We start from the raw sequence: 17,460 nt of genomic DNA, 5'->3' as shown, positions 1-17,460 counted from the left end.
GAAATGCAGGTGTTCGAGCGTACGCACAAACGTGACGGCGTGCGGGAGAGGCGCGGACGTGGAGGACGGGGAACGCGCGGGACGCCGACGGCGGGCCGTTCGAACGAATCTGGGGGAACGGGCCGCCCGGCCCTGGCCGGATTTCCCCGCGCGAACCCGCGGGGGCCGATCGCCGACGCGGCGTCCGGGAACGAGCCGCCCGGTCGAGCGGACCTCGCGGGGGAGTGCCGCCGCGCCGGACCGGCGCCGCCTCCGGCGTGCCGTAGCGCCCTCAGCGCAGCGCGTACCGCTCCGTCCAGGCCGCCATGTCCGCGGTCGTCGCGTTGCCGCCGCACACGACCAGGCCCAGCCGCACGCCGGGGCCCATGCGCTCGACGACCTGCCGGGCGGCGGGCAGCAGTGCGCCCGCGGCCGGTTCGGTCCACAGCTTGGCGTGTTCGGCGAGTTCCAGACAGCCCCGCACGGCCTCCCGGTCGGAAACGCTCAGCACCTCGGTGACCAGGGCGGACACATGGTCGTACGTCAACCGGGAGACGCTCGGCGCGCTGAGCGTGGAGACGATCGACGACAGCGCCACCGGTACCGGCCCGCCCGCCGCCAGCGCCTCGGTCATCGCCTGTGCGCCCTCGGTCTCCACGCCCCAGACCCGCACCCGCGGGCGGCGGGCGCGCAGGGCGGCGGCGACACCGGCGATCAGCCCGCCGCCCCCGACGCTCACCACGACGTCCGTGACGTCGTCCGCGTCGTCGGCGAACTCCAGGCCGACCGTGCCCTGCCCGGCGACGACGAAGGGGTCGTCGAAGGGGTGCACCGGCGTGAGGCCCTCCTGCCGCAAGCGGTCCGCCAGCGAGAACGCGCCGTCCATGCTGTCGGTCAGCCGCACCGACGCGCCGGCCGTCCGCGCGATCTCGGCCGCGCGGGCGGGCGCCGAACGCGGCATGACCACCGTGGCCTTCACGTCCAGCGCGGCGGCCATGACCGCGAGCGCGATGCCGTGGTTGCCGCCGCTCACCGCGACGACCCCGGCCGCCCGCTCCTCCTCGCCCAGCGACAGCAGCTTCGCCGTCGCCCCGCGCGCCTTGAACGAGCCGGTGCGCTGGAGGAGTTCGAGCTTCGCGGTCACCGGGACGCCGAGCAGCGCCGACAGGCCGGGGCTCGGCACGGTCGGGGTGCGGACGACGTGCCCGGCGATCCGCCCGGCGGCCGCCTCGATGTCCGAGATGCCGATCACCACAGCCACCCTTCCGGCGCGGCGGGGAGGAGGTCGGCCGCGCCTTGTTCCGCCTCGCAGACTCGCCCGCCGCCGGGCCCGTGGTCAACTCGGCCCGCGGCCCGCGGCCCGCGGCCCGCGCCTGCCGCCTGCCGCCTGCCGTCCCGCGGCCCGCGGTCTGCCGCCTGCCGTCCCGCGGTCCGCGGTCTGCCGCCTGCCGTCCCGCGGTCCGCGGTCTGCCGCCTGCCGTCCCGCGGTCCGCGGTCTGCCGTCCCGCAGCGCCGCGGTCCGCCGTCCGCCGTCCGCCGTCCCGCAGTTCCGTAGTCCGCCGCCGCGGTCCCGCCGCCCAGCGTCCCGCCGCCCACCGTCCCGCAGTCCGCGTCAGAGGTCCCGGCGCACGGCGAAGTCCGCCAGGGCGCGCAGGTCGCGGACGGGACGTGAGGCCAGGGGCGCCGTGGTGAGCGCCGTCTCGGCGGCGGCGAGCTGCCGGCCCGCCTCGGCGAGCGCCGCCGCCCGTCCGCCCGCCGCCTCTACCAGCCCGGCGGCCTCGACCGGATCGCCGCCCCGCTCCAGCAGGGAGGCCAGCCGGCGGGCCGCGGGATCCGGTGAGTCGAGGGCCGCGAGCACCGGGAACGTCTTCTTGCCCTCCCGCAGATCTCCGTGGACGGGCTTGCCCGTGACGGACGGGTCGCCCCACAGCCCCAGGACGTCGTCGACGACCTGGAACGCGATCCCGAGGTGGCGGCCCGCCCGGTCCAGCGCGGCCGCCGTGGCCGTGGGCGCACCGCCGAGGACGGCCCCCAGGGCGGCCGCACAGCCCAGCAGGGCGCCGGTCTTGCCCTCGGCCATCGCCCGGTAGGCCCGCGGTCGCACCCGCTCCGGCCCGGTCCAGGGCCGGTCGGCGAACAGCAGGTCGTCGGCCTGTCCGCGGACGAGGTCGCCGAGGGCGCCCGACAGCATGCGCACGGCCTCGGCGCCGGCCGGGTGGGGCCGGCGGGCGAGCGTCTCGACGGCCAGGGCGAACAGCGCGTCCCCCGCGAGCACCGCCGCTCCGGTGCCGTACGCCTTCCACACGGTGGCGCGCCCCCGCCGGACCGGGTCCCCGTCCATGACGTCGTCGTGGAGCAGGGAGAAGGCGTGCACGAGTTCCACCGCCACCGCCGCGGGCACCCCCGCCCGCGCGGGCGCGCCGGCCGCCTCCGCGCCGAGCACCGCGAGGGCCTGGCGCAGCCCCTTGCCGTCGGAGCCGGTAGCGGGCGCCCCGCCGACCTCGCACCAGCCGAAGGAGTAGCCGGCGATCTCGGCCACCCAGGGGTGCGACCGCCCGACGGCCTCCCGCAGCGCGGGTCCCGCCAACCCGCGGCAGCGGGCGAGGACTTGGCGGGCGTCGGGTGCGGACGTGAGGGCGGTCCCGGGCTCGCGCACCGCGGAGTCGAGCGCGGTCACCGGGCGGCCTGCGTCCGCGTCCGGCCCGTCGCCCCGGCGTCGTCCGGGTCGTCCGGGACCGGTTCGAGACGCGGTTCGAGACCCAGTTCGCGCTGCGCATGGGCGACCATCTCGCGGGCGTGCCGCAGCCCGATGCGCTCCAGCACCCGCGCCAGGTCGGCCAGTTCGGCGGCCGTCTCGTCCCGGTCGCGGCCCAGGCGCGCCAGCGACTTCGCCAGGCCGAGGCGGGCCAGGGCCTCGCCGCGCGGCTCGCCCATCGCGCGGAACTCGTCCAGCGCCTGCTCGTACAGGTCACAGGCCTCGCCGTAACGGCCCGCGCGGTAGAAGACGTTGCCGCGCATCTTGTGGTTGTAGGCCAGGGCGCCGGACAGGTTCATCGCGCGGCAGGACTCCTCGGCCTCCGCGAGCAGGCGCAGGGCGCGGTCGGCGTCCCCGTCGCGGACGGAGACGATGTCGGCCAGTCCGCGCAGCGCCCAGGCGCGACCGCGCCGGTCCTCCGCCTTGGCGGCGATCTCGGCGGCCTCCTCGAACAGCGCGTACGCGGTGTCGTGGTCGCCGCGGTTGCGGTGCATCTGGGCGATGCCCTCCAGGGCCCACACCGTGTGCCGTGCCTCGCCGCGCCTGCGGGCCTCGGCCAGCAGCTGCTCGTGCAGTCTGCCGACGGCGTCGTAGTCGCCCTGGATGCGCCCGGTCTCGGCGAGCCCGGCCAGCGAGTAGCCGCGCACGACGATGTCGCCGCCGCGCTCGCCGAACTCCGCCGCCAGACCCAGGAGCCGCCGGGCCAGCGCGAACGCGCCCCGCTGCCGGGCCAGGGTGCCGCCGCTCCACAGGGCCCACGCCATCGCGGCGACGTCCCCCGCGTCGCGGGCCGCCCGGTAGCTCGCCTTCCAGGCCCGGTCGGCCTCCCGTATCTGTCCCAGCCGCCGGTGGGCCTCGGCGACCGCGAGCCCCGAGCGGGCCGCCTCGCCCTGCTCGCCGGCTTGTTCGGCCGCCCGCAGCCGGGCGGTGCCGGCGGCCAGCACGTCGTCCAGCGAGGAGTTCACGGAGAGGGTGGTGAGGGCGCCCTGGTACTCCGGGGCGAATGCCTTGCCGTACATCGGTTCCTTTCGCCGCCACCGTGCGCGCCGCGCGGCCACGGCACGGGGGGAGTGCCGGGGGTGCCGCGGCGGCTGCGCGTACGCGTATATGCACGCTGTGTATACACGATGGGTATAGTCGGTTGTGTTGCCGGGCAAGACGCTGCCGACGGGGGCGGGGTTGCCTGTGAGGTCGAGATCACCTCGTGCGGCGGCCGGAGCGAACCGCGCCGCACGGCAGGGGAGTTGACGTGCGGGAGGCCTGTATCTCGCGTCGGTGTCTGCCGTCGGCCCTCCGGACCGGGCGCGTCGGCCCGCTCGGCCGGGCCCCGGTCAGCCCGTCGCGCCCGGCTCCGGTGGGATCAGGTGCTCGCGGTAGGCGATCGCCACCGCCTCCGTGCGGCCGGACGCGCCCAGCTTGGCGAGGATGTTGGAGACGTGGACGCTCGCCGTCTTGCCGCTGATGAAGAGCTCCTCCCCGATCTGCCGGTTGCTGCGGCCGAGCGCGAGCAGTCGCAGGACGTCCCGCTCACGGGCCGTCAGGGCCGGCGAGCGGTCGCGCGCTCCCGACGGGCCCGCCGCCGGGCGGGCGGCGCGGAGCACGGCGTCCGCCCGCCCGGACAGGGGCGTGGCGCCCAGGCGCCCGGCCGCCTCCCGCACCGCGAGCGCCTGCGCCGTCGCCTCCTCGCCCCGGCCCGCCGCGAGCAGGGCCTGGGCGTACCGCAGCCGGCAGCGGGCCAGTTCGTACGGGTCGCCGTATCCGAAGGCCCGCACCGCCCCCTCCCAGGCGTCCGGGTCCGGACCGGAGACGGCCCACGCGCACTCGGCCTCCGCACGGGCCAGCCAGGCCCGCCCCTCGGGGCCCTGCGGCGCGCCGGTCTGACCGTGCAGGGTCGCCTCCCGGGCCGGCTCCAGCAGTTCGGCCGCGACGGCGGACCAGCGGCGGGCCCCGCTCCCGTCGCCCTCGCGCCGTGCCGCGGCGGCCGCCTCCGTGACCGCCGTCAGGGCCAGCGCCGTGAGCCGGACGACGACGTCCGGACGGGTCCCCGACTCGTCCGTCAACGACTCGACCGAGGACCGCAGCCGCGCCACGGCGGCCTCCGCGTCACCGCTCAGCGCCGCCGCGTCGGTCAGGACGATCCCCGCGACGAGCGCCGCCATCCAGTCGTGCCGCCCTTCGACGAGCGCCTGCGCCCGCTCGACGGCGCCGCGCTCACCGCGCGCGAGGGCGACGTACAGCGTGGGGCCGAGCGCGAAGCCCCCCGACGCCGGGACCACCGCCAGATCGTTCGCCGCCGTGCGCAGGCACTCTTCCCACCGGCCCAGGGTGTAGAGCACCAGGAGTTGCAGATAGCGCATCTCCAGCGGATACGGCGAGGACAGCAGACCCGCCCGGCGGGCCCGGTCCAGGCCCTCGGCCAGCCAGGGCAGGCACCGGCCGGGCTCCCCGGCCTCGTAGGCCCCGATCGCCAGCGAGAACAGGGCCCGCATCTCCACCGGGGCGTTGCCCCCGCGCCGCGCCAGCTCCCTCGCCTCCTCCAGCCGGGCCCGCCCCTCGGGGGAGCGGCGGCCGTCGCCCTCCAGGTTGGCCAGCGACACCAGCAGGTCGGCGCGCGCGTCCGGCAGCCCGAGCCGCTCGGCCACGCCCAGCGCCTGCCGGGCGACCCGCAGCGCGGTGTCCGTGTCACCGACCTGACGCGCCGCCAGGACATGGGTGGCGGCGGCCCACACCCACGTCGGCGACGGCGGTTCGGCCGGGATCATCGCCAGCGCCTCGCTGCTGTAGGCGAACGCGGCCGTCAGACTGTCGACGCCCATGAGGGTGCCGGCGAGCGTGTAACGCACGCGCGCGGCCAGCTCGGAGTCGGTGTCCTGGCCGACTCCGGCGAGCGCGGCCCGCGTCAGGGAGACCGCCCGGTGCGCCTCCCCGGCGTGCGCTGCCGCCGCCGAGGCGCGCAGCATCAGCGTCACCCGGTCGCCTCCCTCGCCGGACGGCAGGGCCGAGGCGGGCGCGGACTCCCACAGATCGAGGACCGCTTCCAGATGATGCAGTTCCTCGGCCGGCGCGCCGACCCGCCGCGCGTGGTCGGCGGCCTCCAGCGAGGCGGCGAGCGCCTCACCCGGGTCGTGGCTCTCGCGGTAGTGGTGGGCGCGTTCCGCGGCGGTGTCGGCGCGCCGCCCGCGGCCGGCCAGCAGAGCGGCGAACGCCCCGTGCAGACGCGACCGCTCACCGGGGAGCAGGTCGGCGTAGACCGCCTCGCGCGCGAGGGCGTGCCGGAAGGCGTACGTGCCGTCGTCCCCGGCGACCAGGAGCTGCCGGCCGACCGCCTCCCGCAGCGCCGACTCCAGCTCCTCCTCGGGCAGCCCCACCGCGTCCCGCAGCAGGTCGTGGTCCACCCGCCGGCCCGCCACGGCGGCCGTGCGCAGCACCTGCTGGGCCGTGTCGGTGAGCTGCTCGACCCGGATGAGCAGCAGATCGGCCAGGCCGCTGGGCACCCCGCCGGACTCCGCGTCCCGGGCCGCCACCAGCTCCTCCGCGTAGAAGGCGTTGCCCTCCGCGCGCTCCACGATCCGGCGCACCGTGGCCTCCGGCAGCGGACGGTCCTCCAGGGCGCGCACCAGCCGGGCCACGTCGGCGTCCGCCAGCGGCCGCAGCTCCAGCCGGTCCACGGACGGCAGCCGCACCAGCTCGGCCAGCAGCGGACGGAACGGGTGGCGGCGGTGCAGGTCGTCGGCCCGGTAGGAGGCCAGGACCGCCAGCCGGTGCCCCGGCCCCTCGCCCGCGGGCCGCTGGAGGAACCCGCGGCTGAGCAGGAAGCGCAACAGGTCGCGGGAGGACGGGTCGGCCCAGTGCAGATCCTCCAGGACGAGGAGCAGCGGGGTGACCTCGGAGAGGTCGGCGAACAGTGACGCCATGCCCTCCAGCAGCCGCAGCCGCCCGCCGCCGTCCGGGGGAGCGGCGCCGTCGTCGTCCGCCGTGCCGCGCGCGCCGGTGCCGAGCAGCCGGTCGACCACCGGGTGCGCGGCGAGGACGGAGGCGAACCGGCCGTCCGCGGCGAGCAGGCCCAGGATCTCCGTGAACGGCAGATACGGCAGGCCCACGTCGCCCAGGTCCACACAGTGCCCGGTGAGCACGGTCATGCCGGCGCGCGCGGCCCGCGCCGCCGTCTCGTCGAGCACCCGTGTCTTGCCCACGCCCGCGTCCCCGGCGACGAGCACCGCGCGGGCCTCCCCGGTCCGGGCGCGCTCCAGCACGCCGGAGAGGCGGGCGAGTTCCTCTTCCCGGCCGATGAACGGAGTGGCGAACACGGTCTGCGGCACGGCTCCATCCTGGCACGCGCCGCGCAGGACGCGGCCCGCGACCAGGAACGCGGCCCCGCCGGGAGAACCGGCAGGGCTCAGCGGCGCAGGGAGCGCGCCCAGTCCGCGGGCACCCGGCCGGCCGGCCCGGGCGTCGGCTGCTCCGCGGGATGGCTCTCGGGCGGGGCGAGGTCGGGCCCGGACTCGTACAGCTCGTCGGCGGAGTAGTCCCAGAACCACGCCTCGCCGGGCTCGTAACTGCGCACCAGGGGATGCCCGGTGGCCCTGTAGTGCGCGGTGGCGTGCTGGGCGGGGGAGGAGTCGCAGCAGCCGATGTGCCCGCAGGCGGCGCAGCGGCGCAGATGGAACCACCAGCCGCCGGACGCGTCGCAGTCCACGCAGCCCGCGCCGCTGGGCGGGACGTTCGGATCGATGGATTCCACGTCGCTCATACCGTCTCCTCGGCGTTGTCGGCGGTGGCCGTGTTCTCGGCGCTCCCGGCGTCGCCGGGGGCGTCCTCGGGGTCGGGGGCGGTCAGCGGCAGCAGCACCTGGAACCGGGTGTCGCCCGGCACGGACTCCACGTGCAGGCTGCCGTGGTGCTTGTTGACGACGATCCGCCAGGAGATGTCCAGGCCCAGGCCGGTGCCCTCGCCGACCGGCTTGGTGGTGAAGAAGGGGTCGAAGATCCGCTCGCGGATCTCCGGCGGGATGCCGGGCCCGGTGTCCCGGAACTCCACCAGCAGCCGGTCGCTCTCGCGCGCGGTGCGCACGGTCAGCGTGCCCTCCCCGCCGGCGCTGTCGACGGCGAACACGGCGTTGTCGACCAGGTTCGTCCACACCTGGTTCAGCTCGGCCGGGTAGGCCGGGACGGGCGGCAGCGTGCGGTCGTAGTCCTTGACGACCTCGATGCGCCGGCCGATCTTGCCCGACAGCATCAGCAGGGTGGAGTCGAGCAGTTCGTGCACGTCGACGATCCGGTAGGGGGCGCGGTCGAGCTGCGAGTACTGCTTGGCGGCGTCGACGAGATGCGAGATGCGGTTGGTGGAGTCGTCGATCTCGTCCATCAACAGCTCGGTCTCGACCGTGTAGTTGAGCCATCCGACCGCGCCGGGCAGGATGTCCGGCTCGACGGCGGCCGCGACCTGCTCCAGCCAGTCCACGTCGAGCCCGGCCTGGACGAACGTCGGCGCGACCCGCCAGCCCTCCTCGATGTCGTGGTCGTCGAGCCAGTCGGCGAGCGCGTCCTCCCGGTCGGACGCCTCCAGCGGGCTCAGCACCGGGGCCTTGGCGACCAGTTCGGCCGTGCGCTCCTGGATCTCGATCAGCCGGGTCAGCGCCTCCGGGTCGTACGCGCCGGACGCGATGACGGCGAGCTTGTGCCGCATCTTCGCCACCCGCTCGCGCAGCGTGGCGGTGGCCCGCACGGCCGCCGCCGCCGGGTTGTTCAGCTCGTGCGTCAGACCGGCCGACAACGAGCCCAGCGCCAGCAGCCGTTCACGCTGGCCGATGGCCCGCTGGCTGTTCTTCGAACCGAAGAACAGCCCCTCCAGCAGATGGGCCGCCATCGGGAACCACTCCCGCATGACGGCCGAGAACGACTCGGCGGGCAGCACGAAGAACCGCGTCGGCTCGGTCACCCGCATCGAGTTGTTGTAGACCTGCGGCACCCGGTCGCCCAGGTAGGCCTGCATGGCCCCGGCGTACACCCCGCGCTGGGAGGTGCGGCTGACCTCGACGTCGTCCGCGCCGACCCGGCGGTAGAGCACGACCGTGCCGTCCAGCATCACGTAGAAGCAGGTCGCCGGATCGCCCTCGGTGTACACCGGGCCCGGTTCGAACCGCTCCACGCGGCCCTCGCCGCACAGCCGCCCCAGCTGCTCCGGGGTGAGCTTCTCGAACAGGAACAGCGAGCTGATCTCGGCCGGGCTGCACGGCATCGGCGTCCCGCTCATGACTGCTCCAGGTATCGGTGGACGAGCATCACGGCCATGGCTCCCTCTCCGACGGCGGACGCGACCCGCTTGGCGGACTCCGCGCGCGCGTCGCCCGCCACGAACACCCCGGGGATGTTGGTCTCCAGGTGGTAGGGCGGCCGGTCCAGCTCCCAGGCCGCCGGCGGCCGCCCGTCCGGCGTGAGGTCGGGGCCGGCGAGGATGAATCCGCGCTCGTCGCGCAGCACCGTGCCGTCCAGCCAGTCGGTCAGCGGGGCGGCGCCGATGAACACGAACATCCACTGCGCGTCGACGAGTTCGGTCCGCCCGCTCGCCACGTCCCGCAACGTCAGCTGCTCGAGGCGGCCGTCGCCGTGCGCGGCCTCGACGACGGTTCCGGGGCGCACCGAGATGTTCGGCGCCTCCTCGATCTGCTGGATCAGGTAGTACGACATCGACGCCGTGAGCGACTCCCCGCGCACCAGCAGCGTGACCGACTTGGCGCCCCTGGCCAGGTACATCGCCGCCTGCCCGGCGGAGTTGGCGCCGCCCACGATGTACACGTCCTGGCCCTGGCAGGAGGACGCCTCGGTGAGCGCGGACCCGTAGAACACCCCGCAGCCCGTCAGGTCGTCGCAGCCCGGCGCGGCCAGCTGCCGGTAGGAGACGCCGGTCGCGAGGATCACGCTGTGCGCGGCCACCGCCGAGCCGTCGGAGAACCGCACGACGCGCGCGGAGCCGTTGACCTCCAGCCCCGTCACCTCGCGCGCGGTGAGGATCTCGGCGCCGAACTTGGCCGCCTGCCGCCGGGCCCGGTCGGTGAGCTGCGCCCCGGACACACCGTCGGGGAAACCCAGGTAGTTCTCGATGCGGGAGCTCTGACCGGCCTGTCCGCCGGTCGCCGACCGCTCCACGAGGACCGTGCGCAGCCCCTCGGACGCCCCGTACACCGCCGCGCCCAGACCGGCCGGTCCGCCGCCGATCACCACGAGGTCGTAGAAGTCGGCCGTCGGCGTGGTCGCGAGCCCCACGTGGGCGGCCAGTGCGGGCGCGTCCGGCTCGACCAGGGGCGTGCCGTCGGCGGTGACCACCAGCGGCAGCCGCTGCCCGTCCACGCCGGCCGCCGCGAGCAGCCGCCGCCCCTCCGGCTCGTCGGCGGAGTACCAGCGGTAGGGCACCTGGTTGCGGGCCAGGAACTCCCGGACCTCGGAGGAGCGGGCCGACCAGCGGTGCCCGACGACCTTCGTGGCCGGCACGGGCCGGTGGTCGCCGGTCCGCCAGGCCTCCAGCAGGTCGTCCAGGACCGGGTACAGCTTCTCCTCGGGCGGGTCCCAGGGCTTGAGCAGGTAGTGGTCGAGGTCGACGACGTTGATCGCGTCGATCGCCGCGCCGGTGTCCGCGTACGCGGTCAGCAGCACCCGCCGTGCGCCCGGGTACACGTCCAGGGCCTGTTCGAGGAACTCGATGCCGTTCATCTGCGGCATCCGGTAGTCGGCCAGGATGACGGCCACCAGGTCGCCGCGGAGCTTCAGCTCGCGCAGGGCGTCCAGCGCGGACTCGCCGGACTCGGCCCGCACGATGCGGTACGAAGCGCCGTAGCGGCGCCTGAGGTCACGGGCGACGGCCCGGGAGACCCCCGGGTCGTCGTCCACGGTCAGGATGACGGTCCGCGCGCCGTCGGCGGCCTGTGCCATGCGTCTCCCACCCCGAGAGGGTCGTTGCTCGTCGCGGCACGGCGAAGCCCCGTGCCGGCTCCGCCCATCGTATGTTCGATCGCCCCCGCCCGCTCCGGGACGCCGCCGGACCGTGCGCTCCCGGCACAGGACCGGGCACTCGCCGTCAACCCCGCCGCCGGGCTCCCAGCACGCAGAACTCGTTCCCCTCCGGGTCGGCCAGCACCACCCACGGCTGCTCGCCCTGGCCGACGTCCGCGCGGCGGGCGCCCAGGGACAGCAGGCGGTCCACCTCGGCGCGCTGGTCGTCGGGGCGGAAGTCCAGGTGGAGCCGGTTCTTCACCGTCTTGCCCTCCGGCACCGGGACGAAGACGAGTCCCGGCAGCCGGTCCGGGTGCGGGCGGATCTCGTACTCGTCGGCCGCGTCGCCGACGACCGCCCAGCCGAGGGCCGCCGCCCACCAGCGTCCCAGAGCCGCCGGGTCGGCCGCGTCGACGACCGTCTGCTCCCACTCCAAAGTCATGCCGGCAGCGTAGTGAAGACTGGGGCCGACGGATGTGAGCACGACACGAGGAGGCGACGGGATGACGGGCCCGATCACGGCGGGGATCGACGGAACGGACGAGAGCCTCGCGGCGCTCGCCTGGGCGGCCCGCGAGGCGGTACGGCGCGACCTGGCGCTGCGGGTGGTGCACGCCTGGCGGTTCCAGCCGAACGCGGCGGCCGAGGTGGCCGACCGCGACGCGCAGGAGCGATGGGTGCGCGAGGCCGTGCGGCGCGCCGTGGCCGCGGTCGCCGAGCGGCACCCGGCGCTGGGCGTCAGCGTCGACGTCGACGAGGGCGGCCCGGTGGAGTCGCTGGTCGCCGCCGCGGCCGGCGCGGAGCTGCTGGTGCTCGGCTCGCGCGGGCACGGCGCCGTCGTCGGGTTCCTGCTCGGGTCGGTGGGCCGGCAGGTGATCGCCGAGGCCGCGTGTCCCGTCGTGCTGGTGCGGGCCGGGGACCGGCCCTCCTCCGAGGTGGCCGGCCACGAGATCGTCGTCGGCCAGCAGGGCGAGCCCGAGGACAGCGCGGCCGCCCTGCGCTTCGCGTTCGAGACGGCGGCCGCGCGCGGCGCGGGCGTGCGCGTGGTGCGGGCCTGGACGCTGCCGCCGGTGTTCGCCTACAGCCCCGGCTCGCTCAGGCTGCTCGACGAGGCCGGCGGCCTGGAGCCGTACGAGAAGAAGGCGCTGGCCGAGGCGGTGCGGCCGTGGAGGGAGCGGTTCCCCGACGTGCCGGTGGTGGAGCACGTGGAGATGGGCAGCGCGGCCGAGGTGCTGCTGTCGGTCTCCGGACGGGCGCAGCTGATGGTGGTCGGCCGGCGCGCCCACCGCACGGCGGTCGGGGCGTGGATCGGTTCTGTGGCGTACGGCGTCCTGCACCACGCGGACTGCCCGGTCGCCGTCGTGCCCCACGACTGACACGCCCGGATCCGCGGCCCCCGGGGCCGCCCCGGATCCGGCCGGGCCCTCCCGGAGTCACTCCGGGAGGGTCGGCTCCAGGGTCTCGCGCGCCTTGGGCAGGATGTGGGCGACGTAGTCCTCGACGACGGTGTCGAGCCCGATGTCGTGCTGCGCGCGCTCCGACAGGTACCAGCGGTGTTCGAGCAGCTCGTGGTAGATCTCCGCCGAGTCCATGGAGCCGCGCAGGTCCAGCGGGACCGCGCGCACGGTGGGCCGGAAGACGTCCCGCACCCAGCGGTGCGCCAGCACTTCGGGGCGGGCCGCGAGCGGGTCGCCGGGGGCGTAGTCGTCCTGGGTGGCCATCCAGCTCTCCAGGTCGCTCAGCAGCCGCCGGGCCTGGTTCTCCTCGGTGTCCAGGCCCGTCAGCCGCAGCAGCTGGCGCTGGTGGTGGCCCGCGTCGACGACCTTCGGCACGAAGGTGACCGTGTCGCCGTTGGAGGAGTGCTCGATCTGCATCTCCGCGACGTCGAAGCCCAGCTCGTTGAGTCGGCGGATCCGGCGCTCGATGTAGTGGTACTTGCCCGCCGGGTAGACCGACGTGCGGGTCAGCTCCTCCCACAGCGCGCCGTAGCGGGCGCAGATCTCCATGCCGAATTCGATCGGGTCCACCGAGGGGTGCAGCGCCCCGGAGGCCTCCAGGTCGAGCAGTTCGCCGCTGATGTTGACGCGGGCGAGGTCGAGGTCGTACTCGCGCTGGCCGGTGCTCAGCTGCGGGTGCAGGTCTCCGGTCTCGGCGTCCACGAGATAGGCGGCGTAGGCGCCCGCGTCGCGCCGGAACAGCGTGTTGGACAGCGAGCAGTCGCCCCAGGCGAAACCGGCGAGGTGCAGCCGCACCAGCAGGACCGCGAGGGCGTCCATCAGCCGGTGCATGGTGGCCGGACGCATCGTCGTCTCGAACATCGAGCGGTACGGCATCGAACCGCCCAGGTGCCGTGTGACCAGCACCGGTTCGAGCGGCGCCCCGTCGTCGTCGGCGCGGCCGGTGACGACGGCCAGCGGGTCGACGGCCGGGATGCCGATCCGGTCGAGGTCGCGCAGCAGCTCGTACTCGCGCAGCGCGGGCCGCTCGGCGAGCTCCTTGACGGCGATCACCTCGTCGCCGGCGCGGGCGTAGCGCACCACGTGCCGGGAGATGCCGCGCGGTAGCGGCACCAGGACCTCTTCGGGCCACTCCTCCAGGGGCAGCTGCCAGGGCAGCTCCAGCAGGAGTGCCGGGTGCTCCGGGTTGGTGGCGCTGATCTGCAAAGCCATGGCCCGACCTTAGACGGCGCGTTCGCGGGCCTGCTCGGCCGCCGCCCGCACGGGCCCCTGGTGGAGCGGCCCGTGCCCGGGCAGCAGCAGCTCGCCGGTCAGCCCGGCGATCACGTCGAGCGAGGCGACCGCGCGGGCCTTCTCGTGGTGGAACATGTCCGGCAGCAGTTGCGGGCCGCGCAGACGCGACGTCGGGTGTCCGCTGACCAGGGCGTCGCCGGACACCAGGATCCCGCGCTCCGGGAGGTGGTAGACGGTGTGCCCGTCGGTGTGGCCCGGGGTGTGCACCGGGACCGGCCGGCCGGGCAGGTCCAGGGGGCCCTCGGCGACCGGGAACGCCTCGGGCGCGGTGACCGGGTGCTGTTCGGTGCCGCCGGAGCGCAGCGCGTGCACCATCCACGGCAGTACCCCCGGCCGCCAGGCGTTGCGCAGCACCTCCCCGACGCTCACCTGCTGGAGGAAGTCGCGGCGGGCGTGCGGCACTTCGGCCTCGTGCAGGTACACCGGGACGCCGTACGCGGTGCGCAGGTGCTCGGCGGAGCCGAGGTGGTCGTTGTGGGCGTGCGTGACGAGCACGGCCGTGACGGCCTCCGGCGAACTGCCCACGGATGCCAGGGAGTCGAGGACCAGTCCCCGGTCGCCCGGGTAGCCGGTGTCGATCAGGGTGACCGCGTCCCCGTCCGTGAGGATCACCCAGTTGGTGTTGCTGCCGTGCACCAGGTAGGTGCCGTCCGCCACTTGCCGTACGTCTGCCCGCATGACCCGTCCCGTGTCCTTCGCGAGGTGCCCGACGGGGACAGCAAAGCAGACCGCCGCGGACGGGCGGAGGGCAGGGCTCCGCCCGCGGGGCGGGAACCGTGTCCGGCCCGTGCGGGCCCGGTCGCGTCGCGCGGGCTCAGCGCACCCCGCGGGGGCGGAACTGGACGCTGATGCGCGGTCCGGCGGCGCGGGTGGACTTGGGGACGCAGTGTTCCCAGGTCCGCTGGCAGGAGCCGCCCATCACGATCAGGTCGCCGTGCCCCAGCGGGCGCCGCACGGTCTCGCCGCCGCCCGCGGGACGCAGCAGCAGGTCGCGCGGGGAGCCCACGGAGAGGATCGCGACCATCGTGTCGGTCCGGGCGCCGCGGCCGATCCGGTCGCCGTGCCAGGCGACGCTGTCCCGCCCGTCGCGGTAGTGGCACAGGCCGGCGGTGACGAACGGCTCGCCCAGCTCGTCGGCGTAGTGCGCGGACAGGGCGCGGCGGGCCTCCTCCAGCACCGGGTGCGGCAGGCTCTCGCCCGCCCCGTAGAACGCCAGCAGGCGCGGCACGTCGACGACGCTGTCGTACATGGCCCGGCGCTCGGCGTGCCACGGGACCTCGGCCGCCAGGTGCTCGAAGAGCGCGTCCGAGCCGGTGAGCCAGCCCGGCAGCACGTCGATCCAGGCGCCCGCGCCGAGCACGGTGCGGCGGATCCCGTCGAGCGGGCCGAGCCGCAGTTCGTCGGCCTGGTCGAAGAGGGAGCCCTGAAGGTGGTGCGCGGTCATACGACCAGCGTACGCCTCAATCGAAAGTGTGTTCGTGTGGAGCTGGTGGCACTCAGGTGACCGCGAGGGCGCTCCGGCTCTTTCGATACATCGGTGTATCGGATACATTCCCGTATCGAACGGAGGTTCCTCCATGGCCGAACCGCAGCCGGAACCGCAGCCCGAACCGCAGCGGGAGCCGGCGGTGCGCGTCACCCGGCGGCGGGCCCGCACCCGCGCCAACCTGCTCGACGCCGCCTTTGCCGTGTTCGCCTCCAAGGGCTTCGGACGGGTCTCCATCGAGGAGGTCTGCGACGCCGCCGGCTACAGCAGGGGCGCCTTCTACTCCAACTTCGCCAGCCTGGACGAGCTGTTCTTCGCCCTGTACCGGGAGCGCGCCGGCCTCATCGCCCGGCAGGTCGCCGACGCCCTCGCCGGCGACGGACCCGACCTCGCCGTGCCGGCCTCCGTGGACCGCGTCACCGAGGTCCTCCTCCTCGACCTCGACTGGCTGCTGGTGAAGACGGACTTCCTGGTGCACGCCGCCCGCGACGCCACGGTCGCGCAGACCCTGCTCGAGCACCGCTCCAGGCTGCGCGAGGCGATCGCCGACCGGCTGGCCCGGGCGCGCGGCCACACCCCGCTGCCCGCCGTCCTCGGCGACGCCGACTCCGCCGCCCGCGCGGTGGTCGCCGCCTACGACGGGGTCACCACCCAACTGCTGCTGGACAGGGACGTCGACCGCGCCCGCGGCTGGCTGAAGCAACTCCTCACCGCGCTGCTGACCGACGGCAGCACCCCTCCCGGATGTTCCGAATGAGAAAGGCAACCCACGCCATGGACGCGGACGTCATCGTCGTCGGAGCAGGCCTCGCGGGCCTCGTAGCGGCGCACGAACTCACCAGCAGGGGAAGACGGGTCGCCCTCGTCGACCAGGAGAACGCCGCCAACCTCGGCGGCCAGGCGTTCTGGTCCTTCGGCGGGCTCTTCCTCGTCGACTCCCCGGAGCAGCGCCGGCTCGGCGTCAAGGACTCCTTCGACCTCGCCTGGAGCGACTGGCAGGGCAGCGCGCAGTTCGACCGCACCGACGACGAGGACTCCTGGGCCGTGCGCTGGGCGCGCGCCTACGTCGAGTGGGCGGCGGGGGAGAAGCGCACCTGGCTCGCCGGGCACGGGATCTCCTTCGTGCCGACCGTCGGCTGGGCCGAGCGCGGCGACCTGCGCGCCGACGGCCACGGCAACTCCGTGCCCCGCTTCCACGTCGCCTGGGGCACCGGCACGGGCGTCGTCGAGCCGTTCGTGCGGTACGCCAAGCAGGCCGCGAAGGACGGGCTGCTGACCTTCTACCACCGGCACCGGGTGGACGGACTGGTCCTCGCGGACGGCGCCGCCCGCGGGGTGCGCGGCACCGTCCTCGCCCCCGACGACTCCGCGCGCGGCGTCGCCTCCAACCGCGACCCGATCGGCGCGTTCGAGCTGACCGCGCAGGCCGTGGTCGTCACCAGCGGCGGCATCGGCGCCGACCACGACATCGTGCGGCGCCACTGGCCCGAGCGGCTCGGCACACCGCCCGCCGAGATGGTCACCGGCGTGCCCGCCTACGTCGACGGCCGGATGCTCGACATCAGCGCGGCCGCCGGCGCCCGCCTCGTCAACCGCGACCGCATGTGGCACTACACCGAGGGCATCCGCAACTGGGACCCGATCTGGCCCGGCCACGGCATCCGCATCCTGCCCGGCCCGTCCTCCCTGTGGTTCGACGCCCTCGGCCGCCGGCTGCCCGACCCCTGCCTGCCCGGCTACGACACCCTCAACACGCTCAAGTACCTGCGCACCACCGAGGACCTCGCCGGCCACGACCACTCCTGGTTCGTCCTCACCCGCAAAATCGTCGAGAAGGAGTTCGCGCTGTCGGGCTCCGAGCAGAACCCGGACATCACCGCCAAGGACCGCAAGGCCGTGCTGCGCGACCGGCTGCTCGGCAAGGGCGCCCCGGCGCCGGTGCAGGCCTTCCTCGACCGCGGCGCCGACTTCGTGACCGCCGACACGCTGGAGAAGCTGGTCGAGAAGATGAACGGGCTGACGGACGAGCCGCTGCTCGACGCGGACACCCTGCGCCGTCAGATCCGGGCCCGCGACCTGCAGATGGCGAACCCGTACAGCAAGGACGCCCAGATCCAGGGCATCCGCAACGCCCGCCGCTACATCGGCGACCGGCTCGGCCGCGTCGCCACCCCGCACCGCGTCCTGGACCCCGAGGCCGGTCCGCTGATCGCCGTCAAGCTGCACGTGCTCACCCGCAAGACGCTCGGCGGCATCCAGACCGACCTCGACTCACGCGCCCTGGGCGCCGACGGGCAGCCGGTCGAGGGCCTGTACGCGGCCGGCGAGGTGGCCGGCTTCGGCGGCGGAGGCGTCCACGGCTACAACGCGCTCGAGGGCACCTTCCTCGGCGGCTGCCTCTTCTCCGGCCGCGCGGCCGGCCGAGCCGCGGCCAAGCAGACGGGCTGACGGGCTGACGGGCTGACGGGCCGACGGGCTGACGGGGCCGAGGGGCGAGGTGCCGAC

14 protein-coding genes are annotated in these 17,460 nt (G+C 75.2%); 3 read left to right on the top strand and 11 right to left on the bottom strand.

Features of this window, described 5'->3' with window-relative positions:
* Positions 1 to 271: 271 nt before the first annotated feature.
* The 8 genes from OG802_RS02150 to OG802_RS02115 all read right to left on the bottom strand — a co-directional run bounded on the left by OG802_RS02150 (position 272) and on the right by OG802_RS02115 (position 11,161).
* On the bottom strand, positions 272 to 1,231 hold the full coding sequence (locus tag OG802_RS02150; protein WP_329406584.1) for a pyridoxal-phosphate dependent enzyme: 960 nt from the start codon (positions 1,229 to 1,231) through the stop codon (positions 272 to 274).
* A gap of 360 nt (positions 1,232 to 1,591) precedes the next feature.
* Positions 1,592 to 2,656: a polyprenyl synthetase family protein gene (locus OG802_RS02145; protein ID WP_443055165.1), complete on the bottom strand. Its 1,065-nt coding sequence runs from the start codon at positions 2,654 to 2,656 to the stop codon at positions 1,592 to 1,594.
* Positions 2,653 to 3,753, bottom strand: a complete 1,101-nt coding sequence (locus OG802_RS02140) for a tetratricopeptide repeat protein (RefSeq protein ID WP_329406582.1) — start codon at positions 3,751 to 3,753, stop codon at positions 2,653 to 2,655. Before OG802_RS02140 ends, OG802_RS02145 begins: the two co-directional genes overlap by 4 nt.
* Positions 3,754 to 4,065: 312 nt before the next feature.
* The gene (locus tag OG802_RS02135) at positions 4,066 to 7,053 is read right to left on the bottom strand and encodes a helix-turn-helix transcriptional regulator (RefSeq protein WP_329406579.1); all 2,988 of its coding nucleotides are present in this window, start codon (positions 7,051 to 7,053) and stop codon (positions 4,066 to 4,068) included.
* Positions 7,054 to 7,130: 77 nt separating this feature from the next.
* The gene (locus OG802_RS02130) at positions 7,131 to 7,484 is read right to left on the bottom strand and encodes a UBP-type zinc finger domain-containing protein (RefSeq protein WP_329406576.1); all 354 of its coding nucleotides are present in this window, start codon (positions 7,482 to 7,484) and stop codon (positions 7,131 to 7,133) included.
* Entirely contained in the window at positions 7,481 to 8,986 is a 1,506-nt protein-coding gene (locus OG802_RS02125; RefSeq protein WP_329406574.1) for an ATP-binding protein, read from the bottom strand. The genes OG802_RS02130 and OG802_RS02125 overlap by 4 nt, the downstream gene beginning before the upstream one ends.
* Positions 8,983 to 10,659, bottom strand: coding sequence for an FAD-dependent oxidoreductase (locus OG802_RS02120; protein ID WP_329406572.1), 1,677 nt, complete (start codon positions 10,657 to 10,659; stop codon positions 8,983 to 8,985). Before OG802_RS02120 ends, OG802_RS02125 begins: the two co-directional genes overlap by 4 nt.
* Before the next feature lie 145 nt (positions 10,660 to 10,804).
* Complete coding sequence (locus tag OG802_RS02115) at positions 10,805 to 11,161, bottom strand: VOC family protein (protein ID WP_329406570.1); 357 nt, start codon at positions 11,159 to 11,161, stop codon at positions 10,805 to 10,807.
* 61 nt (positions 11,162 to 11,222) lie between these two features.
* Here OG802_RS02115 and OG802_RS02110 point away from each other — a divergent pair, with 61 nt between their 5' ends.
* Positions 11,223 to 12,095: a universal stress protein gene (locus OG802_RS02110; RefSeq protein ID WP_329406569.1), complete on the top strand. Its 873-nt coding sequence runs from the start codon at positions 11,223 to 11,225 to the stop codon at positions 12,093 to 12,095.
* A gap of 57 nt (positions 12,096 to 12,152) precedes the next feature.
* Here the strand turns inward: OG802_RS02110 and OG802_RS02105 are convergent, their stop codons facing one another.
* The 3 genes from OG802_RS02105 to OG802_RS02095 form a co-directional block, all read right to left on the bottom strand.
* Positions 12,153 to 13,388 (bottom strand): DUF4032 domain-containing protein, encoded by a 1,236-nt coding sequence (locus tag OG802_RS02105; protein ID WP_329406566.1) that lies wholly within the window; start codon positions 13,386 to 13,388, stop codon positions 12,153 to 12,155.
* A gap of 9 nt (positions 13,389 to 13,397) precedes the next feature.
* Positions 13,398 to 14,147 carry an MBL fold metallo-hydrolase gene (locus OG802_RS02100; RefSeq protein ID WP_329406564.1) on the bottom strand — a complete coding sequence of 250 codons (750 nt, stop codon included), beginning with the start codon at positions 14,145 to 14,147 and terminating at the stop codon, positions 13,398 to 13,400.
* A gap of 136 nt (positions 14,148 to 14,283) precedes the next feature.
* Positions 14,284 to 14,913, bottom strand: coding sequence for an alpha-ketoglutarate-dependent dioxygenase AlkB (locus OG802_RS02095; protein ID WP_329406561.1), 630 nt, complete (start codon positions 14,911 to 14,913; stop codon positions 14,284 to 14,286).
* Positions 14,914 to 15,046: 133 nt separating this feature from the next.
* Between OG802_RS02095 and OG802_RS02090 the strand changes: the two genes are divergently transcribed.
* Positions 15,047 to 15,712, top strand: a complete 666-nt coding sequence (locus OG802_RS02090) for a TetR/AcrR family transcriptional regulator (protein ID WP_329406558.1) — start codon at positions 15,047 to 15,049, stop codon at positions 15,710 to 15,712.
* 17 nt (positions 15,713 to 15,729) lie between these two features.
* Entirely contained in the window at positions 15,730 to 17,403 is a 1,674-nt protein-coding gene (locus tag OG802_RS02085) for an FAD-binding dehydrogenase (protein WP_329416902.1), read from the top strand.
* Positions 17,404 to 17,460 lie beyond the last annotated feature (57 nt).

It is taken from the genome of Streptomyces sp. NBC_00704, assembly GCF_036226605.1.
Classification (GTDB): Bacteria; Actinomycetota; Actinomycetes; order Streptomycetales; family Streptomycetaceae; genus Streptomyces.
Note: the sequence above shows the minus strand (reverse complement) of the source record. Positions and strands in the feature narration are given on the sequence as shown.